Genomic DNA, 23,005 nt, shown 5'->3' on the forward strand with positions numbered 1-23,005 from the left:
GTTTATAATAGTAATATTATTAAAGGTATTATAGCAGATAAGGAGAGGGTTTATGGATACATCAGTTATGAGAAGTCTTCCTCATAATCTTGATGCCGAACAGTCAGTTCTTGGCTCAATGATTATAGATAAAACAGCAATTGCTCAAGCTGCTGAAGGATTAAAGGTTTATGACTTTTATAGGGAAGCTCATAAAGTTATATTTAAAGCAATAATAGAGTTATTCCAAAAGGATGAACCAGTAGATATAATAACTCTTATAGAGCATTTAAGATCTACAGAAAAATTAGAGGATGCAGGTGGAATAAGTTATATAACAGACATAAGTCAATCAATGCCATCTACAGCAAACTTAAGTGCGTATATAAAAATAGTTGCTGAAAAATCTATGCTTAGAAAGCTTATAAAATCCTCAAATGAGATAATTGAAAAAAGTTATAATAACCAAAGTATGGTGGATAATGTACTTGATTTTGCACAAAAACAAGTATTTGATATATCAGAAAAGAAATCTAATAGCGATTTTGAGCCTATAAGTGATGTTTTAGAAAGAGGATTTCTAGAGATAGAAAGACTTTATAACAATAAGGGCGATATAACAGGTATACCAACGGGATTTAATGATTTAGATAATATGACATCTGGTTTTCAAAGTGGTGAAATGATACTTATAGCAGCCAGACCATCAATGGGAAAAACAACATTTTCACTTAATATAGCACAGCATGCTGCATTAAGAGCGGGTAAAAGTATAGCATTTTTTTCCCTGGAAATGTCTAAGGAACAATTAGCATATAAACTTTTATGTGCAGAAGCAAATGTAGATATGTTAAAACTTAGAACGGGTAATTTAGATGATGAAGATTGGGAAAACATAGCTAGAGCTTCAGGACCTCTTGCAGCTGCAAAGATATATATTGATGATACTGCAGGTGTTTCTATTATGGAAATGAGATCTAAGTGTAGAAGATTAAAGATAGAACATGGGATAGATATGGTAATGATAGATTATCTTCAACTTATGAGTGGTAGTGGCGGAGAAAATAGACAACAAGAAGTATCAGAGATTTCAAGAGGAATAAAAGCATTAGCTAAAGAAATCGGGTGTCCTGTTGTTGCATTGTCTCAGTTATCACGTGCTCCAGAACAAAGAGCAGATCATAGACCAATGCTTTCAGATCTTAGAGAATCAGGATCAATAGAGCAGGATGCGGATATTGTAATGTTCTTATATAGAGATGAATATTATAACAAAGAGACAGAGGAAAAGAATATTGGAGAATGTATTATAGCTAAGCAAAGAAATGGTCCAGTAGGCACTGCAAAACTTGCATGGCTTGGTCAATACAGTAAGTTTGGTAATCTTGATACAATACATCAATAATAAATTATATGAATTTATAGATAACTTAAGAAACATTAAACATGTACAGTGTTTTCGGTTAAAAATTGAAATCAATTTAAGTGACAAGTTGTAAGTTGCAAGTGGCAAGAGTTTAAGAAATTGACAATTGACGATTGGAATTTGACAATTTAAGGATAAATCTTCTAAGGAAGGTTTAAGTGAATTGAGAATTGGCGATTGAGAATGGACAATTCAAGAAAAAATCTTCTCATGAAGATTTAAAATTTTGAAAAAAATATATTTAAAGAAAATCTGTGATTTTTATCCTGAATTTTCAACTTTCCACTCTCAACAATAATCGTCAATTGTCAATTATCAATTGTCAATTAAAAAAAGGGCGCAGCCACTTTTGTTCTATAGTGTAAAGATACAAAATAGGAGGCCACTAAAAAGTTAATTTTTGAAAAACGCAACCAAACCATAGGGTTTACAAGGTGTAATTTCAGAAAAAATGATACTTTTTTAGTGGCCTTCAAAATAGGGAGAATGTTTTATGGATAAAAATTTAGAATTTGTTGTAGATGAAAAAATAAAAAGAACAATATCAGCTTTAGAGCGTAACAACATGGAAGGATATTGTGTAAATAACAAGGAAGAATTAATAGAAAAAATAAAAGAAATATGTAAGGACGGGGAAATGGTATCTGTTGGTGGATCTATGTCCTTATTTGAATGTGGAGTTATAGATTTATTGAAAAGTGGAAAATATAATTTTTTAGATAGATATAAAGAAGGTTTAACTAAAGATGAAATGAAAGAAATATATAGAAAGAGTTTCTTTTGTGATACTTATTTTACAAGTTCAAATGCAGTAACTGAAGATGGAATGCTTTATAATGTAGATGGCAACGGTAACAGGGTAGCTGCTATGCTCTATGGTCCAGACAAAGTTGTAGTTATAATTGGAATAAATAAAATAGTTAAAGATTTGGATAGTGCCATAGAAAGAACTAAGACAGTAAGCGCACCTGCCAATTGTAGAAGACTAAATAGAAATACACCTTGTCATAAGATGGGTGAATGTATGAATTGTAATAGTAATGAGAGAATATGTAATGAATATACACTTATAAAAAGGCAAGGAACTAAGGGCAGAATAAAGGTTATAATACTTAAAGAAGAATTAGGATATTAATAAAGGTGAATAATTATAAGAAAGATCACAAAAATATATATGTAAGCTATATACTTAAATAAAAGATACATATAGGAAAATAAAGAATAATAATCTATTTTATATTTAATCCTTGTCAGTATAATTATACAGACAAGGATTTTTTGTATAATATAGTTAGTTCAAAAATTTATTGTAAATTAAATTGAGGGAATATATATAATTCAATTTGGATAAAAAAACTAATAAAAGGTAAAATAATAATGAAAAATGTTGACCTTTGAAAGATTTTAACAATACAATATAATTGGGCTGAAACATATGAAAAGAAAGGGGAGAATATTATGTTTAATAAAATAAAAGATTATGTATTTATTATATTAGGGGTTTGGTGTGTTGCAGCAGGAATATACTTTTTTATGATGCCTAATAACATAGCTGGTGGAGGAATAAGTGGATTATCTATAATTTTAAATCACTATGTTCCTGTAATTCCAGTTGGGGGAGCAATGTTTGTAATAGATGCCGTACTTTTTGTAGTTGCATTTATAGTTATAGGTCCAAGTTTTGGTGGGAAAACTATTTTTTCAAGTTTATTATTGTCATCAACTACATTTTTACTTGGAGAGATAGTTCCATTAAAAGGTTCATTAACTGGGGATATGTTTATGGAAATGCTAATAGGAGTAATGTTATCAGCTGTTGGAATGGCCATTATATTTAATTTTAATGCATCAACTGGGGGAACTGATATAATTGCAAAAATACTTAACAAGTATTTTAATATAAATATGGGTAAAGGTGTTTTAATGGTAGATTTAGTTGTTGTTATTCTAGCATTAATTGCCTTTGGATTAAAATCAGGATTATATGCATTATTTACAGTAGTGTTAAATGGTATTGTTATAGATAGAGCTATTGAAGGTATAAATGCACTTAAGGAAGTTAGAGTGATAAGCGATAAGTTACCAGAAATAGAGAAGTTTATTTTAGATGAACTTGAAAGAGGTGCTACAATATATCATGGAACAGGCTCATATAGTAGAAATAATGTAGATATATTAAGTACAGTTGTTGATAGGAAAGAGTTTATAAGAATAAAAAATCATATAAAAAAAATAGATCCAGATGCGTTTGTTTGTGTAAATGATGTGTTTGAAACTTTAGGAGAAGGATTTAAGAAAATAGTTTAGGAACGTGAAAGGAAATAACAAGTCAAATATACTAGCATACTGACTTGTTATTTTTTTGAATGTGCCTTAAACTACAAAAACTGATATTATGCAAATCTAGCATAATATCAGTTTTTTGTTTATGAATATAAAATTATAGGATTTTTTAAGGCTAAAAGAGTGAAAATATCTAAGGTTAAAAATGGCGTATCTAGTTTGGTATAAACAAATAGTTTTATTTAATAACTACAAAACTAGCGTTGAACCTAAGAATTCATTGATGGAACTAAAATGCAGGAAGAATACTTCCATTATATTTATCTTCAAGAAATTTCGTTACTTTATCGGAATTAAGAGATTCAGATAAGGTTTTTATTGCTGGAGAGTCTTTATCTGATTTTCTAACGGCTAATATATTAGCATAAGGGGAATCTTTACTTTCAAGCAATAATGCATCCTTTGAAGGATTAAAATTAGCTTGTATTGCAAAGTTTGTATTTATAACAGCAGCATCAACATCTTGTATAGTTCTTGGTAGTTGAGCAGCATCTATTTCAGATATAGATAAATTTTTTGGATTCTCTGTTATATCACGTACAGTTATTAAATCACCAGAATTTAATTTTATAAGACCATTTTCTTCAAGAAGTCTTAAAGCTCTAGCTTCATTAGTTGGATCATTAGGAACTGCTATTTTTGCTCCATCTTTAAGATCTTTAAAATCTTTTAATGTTGCAGAGTATAAACCAAGAGGTTCTAGGTGGACTTTTACTGTGTAATCTAAATCATAACCTCTATTTTTAACTTCTTCATCTAAAAATGGGATATGCTGAAAGAAATTTGCATTGATTTCTTTGTCAGCTAAGGCAGAATTTAAAACTTTATAATCAGAGAACTCTATAATTTGTAGTTCATAGCCTTTTTCAGATAAATCATCTTTAATGCATTCTAATATTTCTTTATGTGGAACAGGAGTAGCACCAACTTTAATAACTTTTTTATCCTCAGAATTATTAGATGAAGAGGATGTGCCACATGCAACCAACGATAGGGTAACTATAGATGTTAAAAGTAATGCAAAAAATTTTTTCATAATAAATGCCTCCAATATTTTTTTATTTGTTTACTAGCTTATAAACTAAATTTCCAATAGTTTGGAAAACTTGAACAACAATAATTAATACAATAACTGTGTATATTAATATATCTGTTTGGAATCTGTAATAACCATATTGTAAAGCTAAATCCCCAAGTCCTTTTCCACCAATAACACCAGCCATAGCGGAATATCCAACTATGCTTATAACAGTTAATGTTATTCCAAGAATAATGGATGGAAGAGCTTCTTTAAACATAATTCTAAATATTATCTGAAAATCACTACATCCAAAGGATTTAGCTGCATCAATAACACCTTTATCAATGTCTAACAAGGCTGTTTCTATAACTCTAGCAGTAAATGGAGCGGCACCAATACTTAAAGGAATTATAGCTGCAGTTGGACCTATAGTTGTGCCTATTAGTAATCTTGTTAAAGGCAGCAATGCAACTAAAAGTATAATAAAAGGAAAAGAACGTAAAGTGTTTACTATAAAATCTAAGGTTGAATATATAAACTTATTTGGTCTTAAACCATCAGATGATGTAACAACCAATACTATTGCAGGGATTACTCCAAGTAATATTGAGTAAATAGTTGATTGGATAACCATATTTAAGGTGTTTAAAAGTTCAGGATATATAAGATTTTGAAATGCTGTGAAGAAGTTTATCATCTTTATAGTACCTCCCATTGAATATTTGAAGAATTAAGGTATTCTGTTACCAAATGGCTATGTTCTGATGGAAAATTTATTGTTAATGTACCGAGTAACTTATCTCTAAAGTTCTCTAATTTTCCTCCTACTATTGAAAAATCAATATCTAGTTTTCTAGCCATAGATGTTATAACAGATGACTTACTTATATTACCTGGGAAAAATACTTTAATGGTAACACCATCTAAAGAAACATCATAGTTTTCACCAAGAAAATCATTAAGATCTTTATTTGGTTTTAAAAACAAATCATCAACATAACCGCTATATAAAAAGTTTCCGTTTTCCATTAAGGATACTTTGTTACAAATTTCCTTAACAACTTCCATTTGGTGAGTAACTATTACTATTGTTATACCAAGTTCCTTATTTATTTTCTTTAATAGGTTAAGAATGTCTTTAGTTGTTTTAGGATCAAGGGCAGAAGTTGCTTCATCACACAAAAGAATTTTTGGATCCAACGTTAGCGCTCTGGCTATGGCAACTCGTTGTTTTTGACCACCACTAAGGCTTTTAGGTTTTACATTGGCTTTATCTTCAAGACCAATTATCTTTAATAATGAGCAGACTTTTTCATCTATATAGGATTTATCATATCCCCATATTTTTAATGGTAAGGCGATATTGTTATATACGGTATCTCTAGATAAAAGGTTAAAATTTTGAAAAATCATACCTAAATCTTTTCTAAGAACTCTTATTTCATTATTTGTAAGAGATGAGAGTTCCTTTCCCATAACATTAATTGTGCCTTTTTCAAAACTCTCTAAATGATTTATACACCTTAGTAGTGTTGATTTTCCGGCACCGCTGTGACCTATTATTCCATAAATATCATTTTCTTTTATTTCAAGATTGATATCTTTTAATATTTCGGTATTATTAAAGCTCTTATATAAATTTTTTATCTTTATCAATGATAGTACCTCCTTGAATATTAATACATAAATGTAATAAATTTGATTTAAATATTTAAAAAAATTAAAGCATATGTACAATAATTAAAAACATATACAAATAAAAAAACACTAGAGAAGAAACTCTAGTGTTGAAAACACGTCTATTCTCTCATCTTTCAGGTAAAAAACCTGCAGGATTTAGCACCGACGTATAAAAACATACCGGTTGCTGGGTTTCATAGGGCCAGTCCCTCCACCGCTCTTAATAAGAACTAATTATTAAATTAAATAAATTATATTTTATTTAATTTAATATGTCAACATAAATTTTAAATAAAAAAATGATTTATTTAATTTTGAATTTATTATTATAAGGGACTAACCCCCATGAAACATGCATTCTTATATTAAAAATTTTATCTCAAAATAAAAGTATAAATGATATATGGTAGATAAAGTTACAGTTAAAAAATAAGGAAAAATGAACTTATATATGGTTCAATAAAGTTTGGTTATTTAGAATAAGTGCTGTTCATATATTACGACAATATGAATGTAGTTTTATTAATGAAACATATATAATTTCAAAAGGACAGAAATTTTTTAGTAAAACACACTAAAAAGGTATAGTTTCCTATTGATTAATTCAGACCTTTTTAGTATGATATAAATATGAATCCAGAGTGAAATAATCGGAATTAATTTTTAAGGAGTGAAAAACTATGTCACAAGAACTTTTAAATATAGAAAATTTACACACTAAAGTTGAAGATAAAGAAATCCTAAAAGGATTAAATTTAAATATAAAAAAAGGTGAAATACATGTAATTATGGGACCAAATGGAGCTGGGAAGTCTACTTTGGCAAATACTTTAATGAGTCATCCAAAATATTTTATAACAGAAGGTAATGTTAAGTTTGAAGGTGAAGTAATAAATGATTTAAAAGCAGACGAAAAAGCTAAGAGAGGAATTTTTTTATCGTTTCAATATCCAGAAGAAGTACCAGGTGTTACAGTGGAAAACTTTTTAAGAACAGCTAAAGGTGCTGTTACAGGAAAATATGTTGGAATGGTTAAGTTTAAAAAAACATTAAAAGATAATATGGAGATTTTAAAAATAAATGAAACTTATGCAAATAGATATCTGAATGTTGGATTTTCAGGTGGAGAAAAAAAGAAAAATGAGATTTTACAAATGGCTATTTTAGAGCCTAAGCTTTCTATATTAGATGAAACAGATTCAGGATTAGATGTAGATGCAATAAGAGTTGTTTCAGAAGGGGTAAAAGTGTTATCTGACAAGGAAAAATCTATACTTATAATTACTCATCATAATAAGATACTAGAATATTTAAAACCAGATTATGTTCATATACTTGTTGATGGAAAGATAGTAAAAACAGGTGGGATAGAACTTGCGTCAGAAATTGAGGAAAATGGTTTTGAAAGTTTTAAATAATTATGATGAATAAGGTGGTGAAGATGAATGGAAGAAAGAAATAGAACCCAAGTTGATGATGTTGAAAGAGGAATATACGACATAAAAAATAAGTTTAATTATAAATATAAAGTTGATAATGGTTTAACTGAAGATATTATAAAGAACATATCAAAAGAAAAAAATGAGCCACAGTGGATGCTAGATTTTAGACTAGAATGTTTACAGATATATAATGCTATGGATTTACCACCCTGGGGACCAGATATAACTGAATTAGACATAAACAATATAATAACATATATAAAACCGAACACTGAAATGAAGGGAAATTGGAGTGATGTACCTGATGATATAAAGAAAACATTTGATTTATTAGGTATACCAGAAGCAGAAAAACAATCTCTTGCAGGAGTAGGTGCTCAATATGATTCAGAGGTTGTTTATCATAGTATAAAAGATGAACTTGTTAAGCAAGGGGTGGTTTATACGGATATGGAAACAGCCATTAAAGAGTATGAAGATATAGTAAAAGAATATTTTATGCAGTGTGTATATCCATCAGATCATAAATTTGCTGCACTTCATGGAGCGGTCTGGTCGGGAGGCTCCTTTGTATATGTTCCAGAGGGAGTTCAAGTTGATATACCACTTCAATCATATTTTAGATTGAATGCACCAGGAGCAGGGCAATTTGAGCATACATTAATAATTGTTGAAAAGGGAGCAAAATTACATTTTATAGAAGGATGTTCAGCTCCAAAATATTCAGTAAACAATTTACATGCTGGATGTGTAGAGCTATTTGTTAAAGAAGATGCAACTTTAAGGTATAGCACAATAGAAAATTGGTCCAAAAATATGTTTAACTTAAATACAAAGAGAGCTATAGTAGATAAAAATGGAACCATAGAATGGGTATCGGGATCATTTGGATCTAAGGTTTCAATGCTTTATCCAATGAGTATATTAAGAGGAGAAAGAGCAAAATGTGAATTTACAGGAGTGACATTTGCAGGGAATGGTCAAAACTTAGATACAGGAGCACAAGTTATGCATTTAGCTCCGTATACATCATCAAATATTAATTCCAAGTCAATATCTAAAAGTGGTGGGGTTGCTATATATAGAGGTGTTGTAAACATAGGAGATAATGCTCACCATAGTAAGTCAACAATTTCTTGTGAATCATTAATGCTTGATGATAAATCTAAATCTGACACAATTCCAACAATAATAGTAAATAACGATGAAGTAGACTTAGGACATGAAGCTAAAATAGGAAGAATAAGTGATGATACTATATTTTATTTAATGAGTAGAGGAATAAGTGAGAAAGAAGCAAAGGCAATGATTGTTAGAGGATTTGTAGAACCTATAGCTAAGGAACTTCCTCTTGAGTATGCTGTTGAAATGAATAACTTAATTAATATAGAACTAGAAGGAACTATAGGTTAGGGAGGGGAAAATATGAATAGTAATTTTAAAAATATAAATAAAATACCAGTATTAACTTATAGATGGTTAAATGTGAATGATGTTTCCATTTATGGTTACTCCCTTCCACAAATAAGTGAATTTAATAATCAAATTGTAGATGGAGTTTTCCAGGGAAATATTGAAGTTATAAATGATAAAAAAATGAATTTATCACAATATGATTTAGATGAGAATTTAGAGTTTGGTGTATCTAAGGAATTAGTTAATCTTGCTGAAAATGAAAAAAATATATTAATGTTAATTAAAACAAAGAAGAATGAAGAAGTTAAGGATATTATAAAAATTAAATATGGATTTAATGAAAAAAATAATACCTTAGTTGATTACAATATTATAGATGCTAATGAGAATAGTAAAGTAACAATTATATTAGATTATTTTAGTGGAGATAATAGTGAGGGATTTCATAACGGACTAACAAAAATTTTTGCTAGAAAGAATTCCATAGTAGATGTTGTCACAATTCAAAGACTAAATAATAAGGTATACAATTTTAATAGTACGGTAGCAAATATAGAAAAAGATGCAAAAGTTAATTTTATTAATGTTGAGCTTGGTGGTAAATATACAGTAACTAATTATAAATCAAATTTAGTTGAAGATAATAGTAATGCTGACTTAAGTTCAATTTATGTAGGAGATAAGGATAGAACTATAGATATAAATTATCTTACAGTTCATAATGCAAAAAGAACTGAAAGTAAAATGACTGTAAAGGGAGTATTAAAAGATACATCTAAAAAAACATTTAGAGGTACTATAGATTTTAAAAAGGGATCAAGTAAATCAAGAGGAGAAGAAGAGGAATTTGTAATACTTCTTGATAAAACAGTTAAATCAAATGCAGTTCCTTTACTTTTATGTGAGGAAGATGATGTAATTGGATCACATGCAGCTAGTTCAGGGAAAATAGATGAAAACAAACTCTTTTATTTAATGAGTAGAGGATTTAGTGAGAAAGAAGCAAAAAAACTAATAATTGAAGCATCTTTTAATCCTATATTAGATAAAATAAATGATGAAGAAATAAAAGCTTCTATAAGGGAAGATATACAAAGGAGGCTTTTAAATGATTAATGTTGATGAGATAAGAAAAGATTTTCCAATACTTTCTCAGAAAATAAATGATAAAGAGTTAGTATATTTAGATAATGCAGCTACAACCCATAAACCATTAGAAGTTTTAAATGCTATAAATAACTATTATACAGAGATTAATGCTAACCCTCATAGAGGAGCTCATTACTTAAGCGTGAAAGCAACAGAGAAATATGAAGGAGCAAGAGAAATAGTACGAGAATTTATAAATGCAGATAATTCTTGTGAAGTAATATTTACAAAGAATGCAACAGAAGCCTTAAATTTATTGGCTTATTCATATGGAATGACATTTATAAATGAAGGTGATGAAATAGTATTATCTATACTAGAGCACCATAGTAATATAATTCCATGGCAGAGGGTTGCAAAAGCAAAAGGTGCAATAATTAAATATATGTATATAGATAAGGATGGTAGAATACCTAAAGAAGAAATAAATTTAAAGATAACAGATAAAACTAAAATTGTAGCCATAAGTCATATATCTAATGCCATTGGAGTTATAAATCCTATAAATCATATAATATCTGAGGCACACAAAAATGGAGCAAAAGTAGTTTTAGATGTTAGTCAGAGTGCACCACATATGAAGATAGATGTTAAAAAATTAAATTGTGATTTTATGGTTTTTTCAGGTCATAAGATGTTAGCACCAATGGGTATAGGTGTTTTGTACGGAAGAAAAAGTCTATTAGAAGAAATTCCACCTTTCTTATCGGGAGGAGATATGATAGAGTATGTTTCTGAGCAAAATGCTACTTTTGCTGAATTACCTTATAAGTTTGAGGCAGGAACTCAAAATGTAGAAGGTGCAATTGGATTATCAGTAGCGATTGATTATATACAAAAAATTGGCTTTGAAAATATTAAAAATATTGAAGAAGAATTAACAAAGTATGCACTGGAAAAAATGAAAGAAATACCATATGTAACCATAATAGGGCCTAAAAATATGGAAAATAGAAGCTCGGTAATTTCCTTTATTGTTGAAGATGTACATCCTCATGATGTAGCTAGTATACTTGATAATTATGGAATAGCAATAAGATCAGGTCATCATTGTGCTCAACCTTTAATGAAGTATTTAGAAGTAAATGCTACATCAAGAATAAGTTTTTATTTTTATAACAAGAAAGAAGATGTTGATAAGTTTATAGAAGCTTTAAAAAAGGTTAGGGGGTGGCTTGGATATGAATCTTAATGACATATATACTGAGCTTATAATGGAGCATAATAAGAGCAGCAGAAACAGAAGACATTTAGATAAGCCTAGCATTATAGAACTTGGACATAATCCTAGTTGTGGAGATGAGATTGCATTAGAAGTTAAGTTTAATGGTAACAGTATAGAAGATGCATCATTTACTGGGTGCGGATGTGCTATATCACAGTCATCAACATCTATAATGATAGACTTAATAAAGGGAAAATCAAAAGAAGAAGCATTAGAATTGGTAGAGAAGTTTATATCAATGATAAAGAAAGAAATAACATCTGAAGAAGAGCTGGAAGAACTTGAAGATGCTATAGCATTTAAAAACATATCAAATATGCCAGCAAGAGTTAAATGTGCTGTTTTAGCTTGGCATACATTAAAAGAAAGTATAAATAAGAATGAGTAATATGAAAATATGATTTAATTATAATTAATTAAGTCATATTTTTTTTATAATACAATAAAGAAAATATTCAAAAAAATTGTTAAAAAAATATCACTAATTGTCGAAAAATAAGAAATGCACTAAGAGAGAGGAAATGAGAGAAACAATGAGAAAAATAAGAATTAAATAGGGGTAATAAAAAATTTTTGGGTTGAAACAAGTAAATGTTTTCAATTAATATAGTACTATAATTTAAGTGAATATGAATTTGGCAGAGAATTAGAGCCGGGAATTTAAGAGGATTTATCTTTTTATTCTTAGGGCTTTTTTTGTTAGTATAAGTAATAAAAAAAGGTTTAGGGGAGTGAAGTAAAATGGCAAAATATATTATGTCACTAGATCAAGGTACAACTAGCTCAAGATGTTTACTTTTCACAGAAAGCGGAATAATAGCAAGCAAAGCACAAAGAGAATTTAAGCAGATATACCCTAAGGCTGGATGGGTAGAGCATGATCCAATGGAGATATGGTCAAGTCAATTCAGTGTTGCAGTAGAAGCTATGGCTAAAATAGGTGTTGATGCAGAGGATATAGAGGCAATAGGTATAACTAATCAAAGAGAAACAACTGTTGTATGGGACAAGAGAACAGGACTCCCAATATATAATGCCATAGTATGGCAATGTAGAAGAACAGCAGAGTATTGTGATGAACTTAGAAGTAACGGAACAGATAAAATTATTAGAGAAAAAACGGGTCTTATTTTAGATGCCTATTTTTCAGGAAGTAAAGTTAAATGGATACTAGATAATGTAGAGGGTGCAAGAGAAAAAGCAGAGGCTGGACACTTACTATTTGGAACAATAGATAGTTGGATAATTTGGAACTTAACAAAAGGTAGAGTTCATGCTACTGATTATTCAAATGCATCAAGAACATTACTTTATAATATACATGAATTAAAATGGGATGACGAACTTTTAGAAATATTTAATATACCAAAATCTATGTTGCCAGAAGTTAAGCAATCTAGTGAGGTATATGGTTATTCTGACAGAGTTTTATTTGGGGCAGAAGTGCCTATAGCAGGAGTAGCAGGAGATCAACAAGCAGCATTATTTGGACAAACATGTTATGAGGAAGGTACTGCAAAAACTACTTATGGTACAGGCTGTTTCATGCTTATGAATACAGGTACAAAAGCTGTTGACTCTAAGAAAGGACTATTAACAACTATAGCATGGGGACTTAACGGAAAAGTTGAATATGCTTTAGAGGGTAGTGTATTTATAGCAGGTGCAGCTATACAATGGCTTAGAGATGAAATGAGAATGATAAAGCATGCATCAGATTGTGAAGAATATTGTAATGCAGTAGAAGATACAAATGGTGTTTATATGGTTCCAGCATTTGTTGGACTTGGAGCACCTTATTGGGATCCATATGCTAGAGGAACAATTGTAGGACTTACAAGAGGAGCGAAAAAAGAGCATTTTGTAAGAGCTGTTGTTGAATCTTTGGCATACCAAAGTTGTGATATATTAAGAGCAATGGAAGAAGATTCTGGAATAACTCTTAAATCTTTAAGGGTAGATGGAGGAGCATCAGCTAATAATTTCCTTCTTCAATTCCAGTCAGATATATTAGGAACAAAGGTTGATAGACCTGAAATTATAGAAACAACAGGATTTGGAGCAGCATGCCTTGCAGGTCTTGCAGTTGGATTCTGGAAAAATCAAGATGATATTAAAGAAAAGTGGAGTCTATCAAGATCATTTATACCAATGATGACTGAAGAGTATAAAGGAAAGCTAATAGCTGATTGGCATAGAGCTGTTGGTAGATCTCAAGGTTGGCAAATTTAAAATTATAAATATAAAATCTTAATGAATTATTTTTTAAAACAACGAGAAGATATTCATTATAGATGAATAAAAGCTATGAGACATAGGAGATACATTCTATATTTCATAGCTTTTAAAGTTTTATCTGATTTCTAGTGGCTCTAACACTTCAACCTTCTACAAGTTGGAGATAGGGGTCATCACGACTTTAGATAAGTTCTTCTAAGCTCTTCTAAGTTTTAGGTAGAATAAGGTAGTTTTCTTAATAAAGCTATATTTTAAGCTAAGAATTACTTTCTATATAAAGTAAGAATAAAAAATCTATATAAGAGAAGTATAAAAATATAGGATGAAATATAAAAGCTAAGGAAGTGAAAATATATGAGTAAAAATAAAGATACCCAAAAATCTAAAAATCAAAGTTTAGCAGCTCATGGCGATGATAGTGCTAAATCTAAAACGGGATATAATAGTGCAGGAAATAGCGCATTATCAGAAGATGCAAGAAATACTAAGGGAAAGAAATAAAAATAAGACTGCTGGTAATCAGCAGTCTTATTTTTATTTTAAGCCTCTACTTGTAATTTCAGTTACAGCAAATGTAGCTACATCATCTGCATATTTACCAGGACCAAAACCAGCATCATAACCAAGCTCTTTTGCAAGCTCATGGCTTATTCTTGGACCACCACATATTAAAATAACTTTATCTCTAATTCCTTCAGCTTCTAATAGTTCTACAAGTTCAGTAAGATTTTGAATGTGAACATTTTTTTGAGTAACTGTTTGAGATACTAGAAGAACATCAGCTTTAAGTTCTATAGCTTTTTTTATAAAATCTTCATTAGCAACTTGGCTACCAAGATTATATGCATCAATCATATCATATCTTTCAAGTCCATAATGACCTGCATAACCTTTCATATTCATGACGGCATCTATACCAACCGTATGAGCATCTGTTCCAGTACTAGCTCCAACTATTACAATGTTACGTTTAATATTTTCTTTAATATATTCATTTATTTCTTCCATAGATAGTGTGTCTACTTCAACTGTTTGGACATGTATAGATTCATAGTCAACAGTTGAATTTATACTTCCATAAACAACATAGAAAGTAAAATTTTTATCAAGGGATTGATGATGAGCAACATTTGGTTCCTCAAGTCCCATCTTCTTTGCTAATAGTTTAGCAGCCTCTGCACCTTTATCATTATCTGGAACAGGAAGGGTAAAGCTTACTTGAACTTTTCCATCATTCATGGTATCACCATAAGGTTTAAGCTTAGTTAAATCAAGTGTTTTATCAAATTCTCTTTTATCAGTAGAATATAAACCTCCACTCATTATTTATCCCCTCCTAACATTAAGTCTATAAATGGATTGAAATATTCATTAGCTTTTTCTGTTACACCAGCTAATCCTTTACCTCCATCAATTGGACGCTTAACTCCTCCAAAGATACCTTTTTCTAGAGTTTTAAATAATCCTTCTCCTTCAATTTCACCTAAAAGATCACAGGCTTTGTAAAGAACTTCATCAACTCTTTTTTCCATTAGTCCGCCTTGTTTAAAAGTTATTTCAGAGCCAAGATCGGCCATAGTATGAGCTATATACTGAGCATTTTCTATAGATAAAAATCTATCTGACATAAAAGGAGTATGAATAGCTTCAGTTAACATACCTAAAAGATGAATTCTTTGGTTTGTAAGAACTGTAACTATATTAAATAAAGCATCTTGAACTTGACCCTTAAATACATTGCCTGTCATAAATTTAGTAGGAGGCATATATTTAAGAGGAGCTTTTGGGAAAATTTCTCTAGCCATTTGAGCTTGAGCAAGTTCATAAAGGAATCCATTCTTAACATCAGGATTTATTTCAAATGCATGTCCTAAACCTTGTTGCTCAGATGGTAAACCAGCTATTAGTGCAAATTGTTCATTCATAAGTTGAGATGCTAGTACTGTGTGAGCTTCCTCTACAGCATCAGCAGTTGTTAAATAGTTATCTTCACCAGTGTTTATAATAACGCCGGCATATCCATTTATAACTCTTGAGAAGAATTGGTCTACAATAGTTCTTTTCATATTTATATCTCTGAACAAGATTCCATAAAGAGCATCATTAAGCATTACATCTAATCTTTCAATAGCTCCCATTGCTGCAATTTCAGGCATGCAAAGACCAGAACAATAGTTACATAATCTTATATATCGTCCAAGTTCTTCACCAATATCATCTAGAGCTTTTCTCATAAGTCTAAAGTTTTCTTGAGTAGCAACAGTTCCACCAAAACCTTCTGTGGTTTCACCATATGGAACATAGTCAAGAAGACTTTGACCAGTTGTTCTTATAACAGCTATTACATCTGCACCTTGTTTAGCAGCCGCAACAGCTTGGGTAATATCCTCATATATATTACCAGTTGCGACTATAACATATAATAAAGGTCCTGTTTTATCGCCATATTTATTTAATAAATTATCACGTTTATCTCTATTTTCTTTAATTAAGCTTACATATTCCTTAGCTATAGGCATTATAGCCATTTTAATTTCAAATAAATCTGAAGATGGTAAAGTAGTTAAGTTAAGGTCTTTGCTACTAACCTTTTCAGCAATTTCTTGAGGTTTTAGACCTGTTTGAACCATAGCATTTCCTATAAAATAAGCTGCACCTAATGAAAGGGCACCATTATTAGAAATATTATCAACTACTATATTAGGTAATGGAACCCCAACCTCATCAACTCCATCTATTCCAAGAAGTCTACACACAGTTCTTTCAACTGCAACAGTTGTATGCTTATCAATAAATTCTTGAGTATCTACTGCTATATTTTTAGCATGTTGTCGAGCTTTCTCAACAACTTCAAAATTAAGATTTACTTTACTTTCCATATTCTAATCCCCCTCTTCAAGACTTTGATTATAAAGATTTTTAGCAATTTCTATAATTTCTTCTTCTAAGCCAAGTAATATACATATATTTAAAGCGTCCTTAGGAACATTATTTTCCTTAGAAACACGTTCTAACCGATAATTCATATGATCTTGTATTATTTCGATTGAATGAGTTTTATTTAAATCTATACTTTTCTTTAAACTATCAAAACTTAACTGTTTTAATCCTATAACCTGATAATGAACCATTGTAGAGTCAACTATGTTGTCATAGTGAGTTGATATAAGACTAATAGATTGAAGCTTGTTTAAATATTTACATAATGATTTTACAAGGAAAGATCCTTCTTTAGGATTAGTTCCTCTTGCAAATTCATCTAAGGTAATAAGTCCATTTTTATTTTTACTATGAGCTAGTACTTGTTTCAATTTCATAATCTCAGCACCAAATGTTGATAGCCCTTGGTGGACAGATTGAAGATCATCAGAGATGAAATATATAAAGTCTAACAAAGGGATTGTCGCTTCATTACAGAAAACAAAGAAGCCCATTTGAGTAAGAAGAATATTTAATACAAGAGTTTTTAGCGTTATACTTTTTCCACCCATATTAGCTCCAGTTATAACTGTTGTACCGCTAGCAATTTCTATAGTTACAGGAGTAAAAATCTTTGACTTTTTCTTTAAAATAGAAGCAACTTCAGGATTTACTCCATCAATTATTTTTATATACATTGAGTCACTTATATTAGGTCTTGACCCATTAAGAGTAATGGTAAGTTTGGACTTTGCAATTAAAAAATCTAATTTTCCTACAGACCGTATATTTTCTCTTATTATATCTATATAGTTTTTAATATTATTAGATAAAAATTTCCTTATATTTAATTCCTCTTCTTCTTCAAGAACAACATAGCTAAGTCTTTTTTCTTTTAATGAAGTAATTGAAGTTTCATCAGAGGAAGTAAAAATTTCCTTTTCAATTGAGCGTTTTTTATTACGTATTTCTTTTAACTTATCAGAGTACTTATCATAAATATGAAAGGTAGGTAATTTTTTACCTTCAGGATCTAAAAGATTTATAACAGGTTCTAATGAAATAAAATTAATATCTTTAAGATGTAACTCTAAATTAAGTTCATTAAAACATTCTCTTAATTCATAAATTACTAAAGCAAAACTCTTTATTTCAAATAATTCAACATCATCAAGAGGTGAGCCATTTTCACACCTTATTAAAGAATTAGATATATCTTTAATTTTACAAAATAACCTTTCAATATTTTTGAAAAGCTGTTTTGAGGATACATAGTTATTAATAATAGATTCTATATTATTTAATTCATCTATTAAAAGATGCTTTGAACTTTCATTAAAAGGTTTTATATTTTTTCTTAATTTATCACCTAAAGGAGTAATTACCTCTAGTTGATTTATTACATATGTAAAACCTATTTGATCTCTTTGATATTGATCTAAAAAGTAAATATTAATCACCTCCTATTACATCGAAAACAGGTAGAGATATTTTTTCACGCATTAACTTTAAAAAAATACCTTTATCAAATTCATATCCATATGGAGATTTAGGATTACAAGTAACACAAAGGAGATTTATGGGCTCTAAAACTTTTAGAGCCCCTCCTTTATAAAGGAATTTGTTTAATGTATCTTTTTGAATAAATAGCTTAGTGCCATCATCAATTATTATAGTAAGATTTGAAATATCACAATTCTTAACTAAATCATTTAGGAGTTTGTCATAAACTACACCTTTTATATAAATATAAGACACAGAGTCATTAAGGTTATCTATTATTTCCTTGGAGGAACTTAAGGAAGTAATAGAATTTAATTTTTTAAATTCTCCATTTTTATAAAGAAATGTAACTCTATAAGAATCATCTAAATTGCTACATACAGAATAAACATTTTTATCTTCAATCATAGGGGTAGAAAGAAGAGTAACACAATGGACTGTATTATCTACAACTTTGTTTATATCCTTATGAAGAGATGCACCAGTAGATAATATAGTTGCTTCTGTAATAGTTGGAGAAGCAACAGTTCTTCTACTTAAGGCGCCATCAACTATAACTAAATCAGATCCTAAAGATTTTAGTTTTGAACATATTAGGTTCATTTGGCTATTTAGAGAAGGACCGCCTAAATCAACGTATCCATCACTTAAGGCTCTAGTTATAATAATTTCACCCATTGATGAGTTAATACCAGTTGTAGATAAAATTTCTCTAGTAATATCACAATATCCAAGACATTGTCTTGCAGTTGCGATTAATGTTCCATTCTTAACATAAATTGTTGGTTTTTCTGTATTAGTAACAACATCGGTATCTTCACCGTCTCTTCCTATAGAGGTTAGTGCAAGTTTTATATTTTCTTTATTTAACTTATTTATAATATAATTAAGAACTGTAGTCTTCCCAACATTTTTAGACATTCCTATTATGGATAACAGGGAATAATTTTTAATAATATCAGTTAGACGATCGTAAGTCATAAACATTCTCCTAAATAATTTTTATTACACCAAGTTAGTTATGGTGATTTCTCTTATTTCTTTCTAATCCTTCTGGTTCCAGTGCTAATTTATCTCCTCTTTCAAGAGAGGCAACACCTGTATATTTGTAATCTTTTTTACCTGTACACACATCACAATGGCATTCTTCAGAATAACTAGCAGGCTCTTGATAAGTAGTAATAACTCCTTCAAAGTTTCTTAATATAACTTTATTTGCACTTTGAGATATAACATAGTTAGGCATTACAGGAGTTTTTCCACCACCACCAGGAGCATCCACAACAAATGTTGGAACACAATATCCAGATGTATGTCCTCTTAATCCTTCAATTATTTCTATACCCTTAGATACTGGAGTTCTAAAATGTTCAAGCCCCATTGAAAGATCACATTGGTAAATATAATAAGGTCTAACTCTTATTTTTACTAAGTCATGAACTAAATCTCTCATAACATGGACACAATCGTTTACACCTTTTAAAAGTACAGATTGATTTCCAAGAGGGACACCAGCATTAGCTAACTTTTCACAGGCTGCTTTAGTTTCAGGTGTTACTTCATTTGGATGGTTAAAGTGAGTATTTAACCAAATTGGATGATATTTTTTTAGCATATTAACTAAATCATCAGTTACTCTTTGAGGTAAAACTACTGGAACTCTTGATCCTATTCTTATAATTTCTACATGAGGGATAGCTCTTAATTTACTGATTATATATTCTAGTTTTTCATCAGAAATTAAAAGAGCATCACCACCAGATAGAAGAACATCTCTAACTTGTGGTGTTTTAGCAATATACTCAATAGCTTTATCTATTTGAGACAAAGGAAGAGCAGTGTCATTTTGACCAGCAAATCTTCTTCTAGTACAATGTCTACAGTACATAGAGCATTGGTCAGTTACTAAAAGAAGAACTCTATCAGGATATCTATGAGTTAATCCAGGTACAGGTGAATCCGCATCTTCATGAAGTGGATCTTCAAGATCTGCACATGATTTATGAAGTTCAAGATTAGTTGGTATAGCTTGTCTTCTTATAGGGTCAAATGGATCATTTGGGTCAATTAAAGATATATAATAAGGAGTTATTGACATTCTTAAAGTTCCAAGAACATTTTTAACTCCATCTTCTTCTTCAGGTGTTAATGGGATATACTTTTTCAATTCATCTAAAGTTTCAATTCTGTTCTTTAGTTGCCATTTCCAGTCATTCCATTGCTCGTCTGAAACATCTTTAAAAAGATCAAAACGTCTATTTATTTTCACTACAAAACACTCCTGACATTATTTTATATATTATGATATAATATAGCTTGTTAATTTTTAAAAATTATTTTCATTTATTCCTATAAAATAGTTGTATCTATTTTATAGGAATTTTTTTGCTTTATAGGATATTATAAAATTTCGAATCTATGGGTAACTTTGATAACTATTAAAACATATAGATTTTTTAGTTGATAATTGAAGGTTGAGAGTTGAGAGTGAAGGATAAATCCTCTTAGGAAGATTTTAAAACTTAAAAAATACAATTAAAGAAAATCTGTGATTTTTATCCTAAACTTTCAACTCTCCACTCTCCACTTTCAACTAAAAAGGGCACAGCCACTTTGTTCTACAAAAGTATAGGAATTTATAGAAATTTTCAATTCTAAAATACTGAAACTGTCAATTCTCAATTATAACGTGACGCAGCCACTTTTGTTCTATAGATAAAGTTTTTCAAATATTTCTTTTAAAGTATCACTTTCTCTAAGTTCAGAAAGAGTTATTTCAGCATGATCTTTAGTATAACCATTTCCAACTATCATAGTTACATCTTTACCTACACCTTCAGCTCCAAGTGCTGCTTTGGTAAAGCTTGTAGCCATAGAGAAGAAATAAACTATTCCATTATCTTTTACTGGTAATATACAAGACATTTCTGTGTTTGGTATATTTACACAGCTTATAGAGATGTCAACTTCGTTTCCGTTATTAGCAGCTAATGTTTTATTTAATACATCTATTGGAGTAGTTGCATCAGTTACTATAGCTTCATGACAAAGGCCCCATTGTTTTAAGTTTTTAGCTTGAGCTTCTTTTCTAACCATAGCTATAACTTTTCCTGTAGGTCCAACTCTTTTCATAGCTTCATATAAGCAAAGCATTCCGGATTTTCCAGCACCTCCAAGTATTAATACACTTTGACCAGGTTTTACAAGTTTAGCAGTTTGAGCAGGTGCACCAGCAACGTCTAAAGCTGCTAAAGCTAGATTCTCTGACATATCACTTGGTAATTTTGCATAAATTCCACTTTCAAATAATATAGCTTGAGCTTTAACTTCTACTCTGTCTATATCTTTTTTAACATCAGTTATTTTTTCTATTTTTAAAGGTGTTAGTGATAAAGAAACTAAAGAAGCTATTTTATCTCCAACTTTTAAATCTCTACCTTTTATATCTTCACCTATTTTAGATATAGTTCCTATGAACATACCGCCTGAACCAGTTACAGGGTTTTGCATTTTACCTCTTTCAGAAACTATAGATAATATTTGAGCTTTTATTTTTTCTGAATCTCCATTTGCAGCTTCTTCTATTTGAGTAAATGAAGCAGAGTCAATATTTAATGCATGAACATCTACTAAAATTTCATTTGAGTATATCTCCATATTATTATCAATTTTATAAGCAGCTTGAGTTAAAACTCCTTGTGGTTCTAAAACTCTGTGAGTTCCATATTTACATCCTTTTGTCATATTAGTATCCCCCTTGAATTTGAATTTTTTCTTTTTATTGGGTGTATAGTATATTAAAAACTTAATTTTTAACAGTTATACTGATAAAATTAAATTATTTTAAACCTAATATTGTTCTTGCTTCACTAGGTGTTGCAATTTCTCTACCTAATTCTTTAGCTATTCTTACAACTTTTTCAACCTGTTCAGCATTAGATTTAGCTGGTTGACCTTTTGACATATATACATTGTCTTCAAATCCAACCCTTACATTTCCACCTAGAAGTATTGCCATTGTAGCCATATTAAATTGGTTTTTACCTATGCCAGATACAGTAAATGTACTTCCAGCTGGTATACTTCCGACCATGAATACAAGATCTCTAGGAGAGGCAGATATTCCACCATTAACTCCCATTACGAAGTTGAAATGCATTGGACTTTTTATATATCCTTTTTTATTTAGGCGTAAAGCCATATCAATCATACCTTTATCAAAAACTTCAATTTCAGGTTTGATATTAAGACCTATCATTTTTTCACCAAAATATTTTATTGTATTTTCAGTGTTAACAAATATATCATCTCCACCAAAATTACAAGTTCCACAGTCTAGTGTTGCCATTTCAGGATTTAGATATATCGGTTGAAGCCTTTCTTCATCAGACATACCAACAGCACCGCCTGTAGAAGGTTGGACAATAACATCAGCACATCTTTCTTTTATAGCATTTATACAAGCTTCAAACCTATCTTTACTTTGAGTAGGTGTTCCATCATCTTCTCTTACATGAAGGTGAATTATACTTGCACCAGCTTTATATGCCTTTTCAGCTTCATTGGCTATCTCTTCAACTGTATAAGGAACACTAGGATTATGTTCTTTAGTAACTTCAGCTCCACATATAGCAGCTGTAATTATAAGCTTTTCCATTCTTATT

The 23,005-nt window shown here is 30.0% G+C and carries 20 protein-coding genes and 1 riboswitch; of the genes, 10 read left to right on the forward strand and 10 right to left on the reverse strand.

Annotation, left to right across the window (positions count from 1 at the left end; translation table 11 throughout):
- Positions 1-52: 52 nt before the first annotated feature.
- The 3 genes from BM119_RS14500 (at position 53) to BM119_RS14510 (ending at position 3,712) form a co-directional block, all read left to right on the forward strand.
- On the forward strand, positions 53-1,384 hold the full coding sequence (locus BM119_RS14500; protein ID WP_090042458.1) for a replicative DNA helicase: 1,332 nt from the start codon (positions 53-55) through the stop codon (positions 1,382-1,384).
- Positions 1,385-1,898: 514 nt separating this feature from the next.
- Positions 1,899-2,540 carry a lactate utilization protein gene (locus tag BM119_RS14505; RefSeq protein WP_090042459.1) on the forward strand — a complete coding sequence of 214 codons (642 nt, stop codon included), beginning with the start codon at positions 1,899-1,901 and terminating at the stop codon, positions 2,538-2,540.
- 323 nt (positions 2,541-2,863) lie between these two features.
- Positions 2,864-3,712, forward strand: coding sequence for a YitT family protein (locus tag BM119_RS14510; RefSeq protein ID WP_090042460.1), 849 nt, complete (start codon positions 2,864-2,866; stop codon positions 3,710-3,712).
- A gap of 265 nt (positions 3,713-3,977) precedes the next feature.
- Here BM119_RS14510 and BM119_RS14515 read toward each other — a convergent pair whose 3' ends face one another.
- Genes BM119_RS14515 through BM119_RS14525 form a run of 3 tightly spaced genes read right to left on the reverse strand, consistent with a single transcriptional unit; the run spans position 3,978 to position 6,425 of the window.
- Positions 3,978-4,787, reverse strand: a complete 810-nt coding sequence (locus BM119_RS14515; protein WP_177199444.1) for a MetQ/NlpA family ABC transporter substrate-binding protein — start codon at positions 4,785-4,787, stop codon at positions 3,978-3,980.
- 19 nt (positions 4,788-4,806) lie between these two features.
- The gene (locus BM119_RS14520) at positions 4,807-5,466 is read right to left on the reverse strand and encodes a methionine ABC transporter permease (RefSeq protein WP_090042462.1); all 660 of its coding nucleotides are present in this window, start codon (positions 5,464-5,466) and stop codon (positions 4,807-4,809) included.
- 2 nt (positions 5,467-5,468) lie between these two features.
- Positions 5,469-6,425 (reverse strand): methionine ABC transporter ATP-binding protein, encoded by a 957-nt coding sequence (locus BM119_RS14525; protein ID WP_090042463.1) that lies wholly within the window; start codon positions 6,423-6,425, stop codon positions 5,469-5,471.
- 148 nt (positions 6,426-6,573) lie between these two features.
- Positions 6,574-6,679: riboswitch (SAM riboswitch) on the reverse strand.
- A gap of 450 nt (positions 6,680-7,129) precedes the next feature.
- On the opposite strand from BM119_RS14525, the gene sufC reads away from it, so the two are divergent.
- The 7 genes from sufC (at position 7,130) to BM119_RS19990 (ending at position 14,420) form a co-directional block, all read left to right on the forward strand.
- On the forward strand, positions 7,130-7,867 hold the full coding sequence (gene sufC, locus BM119_RS14530; RefSeq protein WP_090042464.1) for a Fe-S cluster assembly ATPase SufC: 738 nt from the start codon (positions 7,130-7,132) through the stop codon (positions 7,865-7,867).
- A gap of 27 nt (positions 7,868-7,894) precedes the next feature.
- Positions 7,895-9,304 (forward strand): Fe-S cluster assembly protein SufB, encoded by a 1,410-nt coding sequence (sufB, locus tag BM119_RS14535; RefSeq protein ID WP_090042465.1) that lies wholly within the window; start codon positions 7,895-7,897, stop codon positions 9,302-9,304.
- Between the two features lie 12 nt (positions 9,305-9,316).
- Entirely contained in the window at positions 9,317-10,423 is a 1,107-nt protein-coding gene (sufD, locus tag BM119_RS14540) for a Fe-S cluster assembly protein SufD (protein WP_090042466.1), read from the forward strand.
- Positions 10,416-11,648 carry a cysteine desulfurase gene (locus BM119_RS14545; protein WP_090042467.1) on the forward strand — a complete coding sequence of 411 codons (1,233 nt, stop codon included), beginning with the start codon at positions 10,416-10,418 and terminating at the stop codon, positions 11,646-11,648. Before sufD ends, BM119_RS14545 begins: the two co-directional genes overlap by 8 nt.
- The gene (sufU, locus tag BM119_RS14550; protein WP_090042468.1) at positions 11,638-12,069 is read left to right on the forward strand and encodes a Fe-S cluster assembly sulfur transfer protein SufU; all 432 of its coding nucleotides are present in this window, start codon (positions 11,638-11,640) and stop codon (positions 12,067-12,069) included. The genes BM119_RS14545 and sufU overlap by 11 nt, the downstream gene beginning before the upstream one ends.
- A gap of 353 nt (positions 12,070-12,422) precedes the next feature.
- Positions 12,423-13,913: a glycerol kinase GlpK gene (gene glpK, locus BM119_RS14555; protein WP_090042469.1), complete on the forward strand. Its 1,491-nt coding sequence runs from the start codon at positions 12,423-12,425 to the stop codon at positions 13,911-13,913.
- Between the two features lie 360 nt (positions 13,914-14,273).
- Positions 14,274-14,420, forward strand: a complete 147-nt coding sequence (locus BM119_RS19990) for a hypothetical protein (RefSeq protein WP_177199442.1) — start codon at positions 14,274-14,276, stop codon at positions 14,418-14,420.
- A gap of 33 nt (positions 14,421-14,453) precedes the next feature.
- Here BM119_RS19990 and kamE read toward each other — a convergent pair whose 3' ends face one another.
- The 7 genes from kamE to kce form a co-directional block, all read right to left on the reverse strand.
- Positions 14,454-15,242 (reverse strand): lysine 5,6-aminomutase subunit beta, encoded by a 789-nt coding sequence (kamE, locus tag BM119_RS14560; protein WP_090042470.1) that lies wholly within the window; start codon positions 15,240-15,242, stop codon positions 14,454-14,456.
- Positions 15,242-16,798, reverse strand: a complete 1,557-nt coding sequence (gene kamD / locus BM119_RS14565) for a lysine 5,6-aminomutase subunit alpha (protein WP_090042471.1) — start codon at positions 16,796-16,798, stop codon at positions 15,242-15,244. Before kamD ends, kamE begins: the two co-directional genes overlap by 1 nt.
- Positions 16,799-16,801: 3 nt before the next feature.
- A complete protein-coding gene (gene kamC, locus BM119_RS14570) occupies positions 16,802-18,298 on the reverse strand; it encodes a lysine 5,6-aminomutase reactivase ATPase KamC (protein WP_242948438.1) in 1,497 nt (498 codons plus the stop codon).
- A complete protein-coding gene (gene kamB / locus BM119_RS14575; RefSeq protein WP_090042472.1) occupies positions 18,291-19,322 on the reverse strand; it encodes a lysine 5,6-aminomutase reactivase subunit KamB in 1,032 nt (343 codons plus the stop codon). The genes kamC and kamB overlap by 8 nt, the downstream gene beginning before the upstream one ends.
- Before the next feature lie 34 nt (positions 19,323-19,356).
- Positions 19,357-20,610, reverse strand: coding sequence for a lysine 2,3-aminomutase (gene kamA / locus BM119_RS14580; protein ID WP_090042473.1), 1,254 nt, complete (start codon positions 20,608-20,610; stop codon positions 19,357-19,359).
- A 440-nt stretch (positions 20,611-21,050) separates the two neighbouring features.
- On the reverse strand, positions 21,051-22,085 hold the full coding sequence (gene kdd, locus BM119_RS14585; protein ID WP_090042474.1) for an L-erythro-3,5-diaminohexanoate dehydrogenase: 1,035 nt from the start codon (positions 22,083-22,085) through the stop codon (positions 21,051-21,053).
- Between the two features lie 94 nt (positions 22,086-22,179).
- Entirely contained in the window at positions 22,180-22,998 is an 819-nt protein-coding gene (kce, locus tag BM119_RS14590) for a 3-keto-5-aminohexanoate cleavage enzyme (RefSeq protein ID WP_090042475.1), read from the reverse strand.
- Between the last annotated feature and the right edge of the window lie 7 nt (positions 22,999-23,005).

The organism is Clostridium frigidicarnis, from assembly GCF_900111985.1.
Lineage (GTDB): Bacteria > Bacillota > Clostridia > Clostridiales > Clostridiaceae > Clostridium_Z > Clostridium_Z frigidicarnis.

Coding starts and splice junctions, on each gene's coding strand:
- BM119_RS14505 (WP_090042459.1), top strand. CDS start 1,899: ATGGATAAAAATTTAGAATTTGTTGTAGATGAAAAAATAAAAAGAACA.
- BM119_RS14500 (WP_090042458.1), top strand. CDS start 53: ATGGATACATCAGTTATGAGAAGTCTTCCTCATAATCTTGATGCCGAA.
- kamB (WP_090042472.1), bottom strand. CDS start 19,322: ATGACTTACGATCGTCTAACTGATATTATTAAAAATTATTCCCTGTTA.
- kdd (WP_090042474.1), bottom strand. CDS start 22,085: ATGACAAAAGGATGTAAATATGGAACTCACAGAGTTTTAGAACCACAA.
- glpK (WP_090042469.1), top strand. CDS start 12,423: ATGGCAAAATATATTATGTCACTAGATCAAGGTACAACTAGCTCAAGA.
- BM119_RS14510 (WP_090042460.1), top strand. CDS start 2,864: ATGTTTAATAAAATAAAAGATTATGTATTTATTATATTAGGGGTTTGG.
- kce (WP_090042475.1), bottom strand. CDS start 22,998: ATGGAAAAGCTTATAATTACAGCTGCTATATGTGGAGCTGAAGTTACT.
- BM119_RS19990 (WP_177199442.1), top strand. CDS start 14,274: ATGAGTAAAAATAAAGATACCCAAAAATCTAAAAATCAAAGTTTAGCA.
- sufU (WP_090042468.1), top strand. CDS start 11,638: ATGAATCTTAATGACATATATACTGAGCTTATAATGGAGCATAATAAG.
- BM119_RS14545 (WP_090042467.1), top strand. CDS start 10,416: ATGATTAATGTTGATGAGATAAGAAAAGATTTTCCAATACTTTCTCAG.
- sufB (WP_090042465.1), top strand. CDS start 7,895: ATGGAAGAAAGAAATAGAACCCAAGTTGATGATGTTGAAAGAGGAATA.
- kamE (WP_090042470.1), bottom strand. CDS start 15,242: ATGAGTGGAGGTTTATATTCTACTGATAAAAGAGAATTTGATAAAACA.
- sufC (WP_090042464.1), top strand. CDS start 7,130: ATGTCACAAGAACTTTTAAATATAGAAAATTTACACACTAAAGTTGAA.
- kamD (WP_090042471.1), bottom strand. CDS start 16,798: ATGGAAAGTAAAGTAAATCTTAATTTTGAAGTTGTTGAGAAAGCTCGA.
- sufD (WP_090042466.1), top strand. CDS start 9,317: ATGAATAGTAATTTTAAAAATATAAATAAAATACCAGTATTAACTTAT.
- BM119_RS14520 (WP_090042462.1), bottom strand. CDS start 5,466: ATGATAAACTTCTTCACAGCATTTCAAAATCTTATATATCCTGAACTT.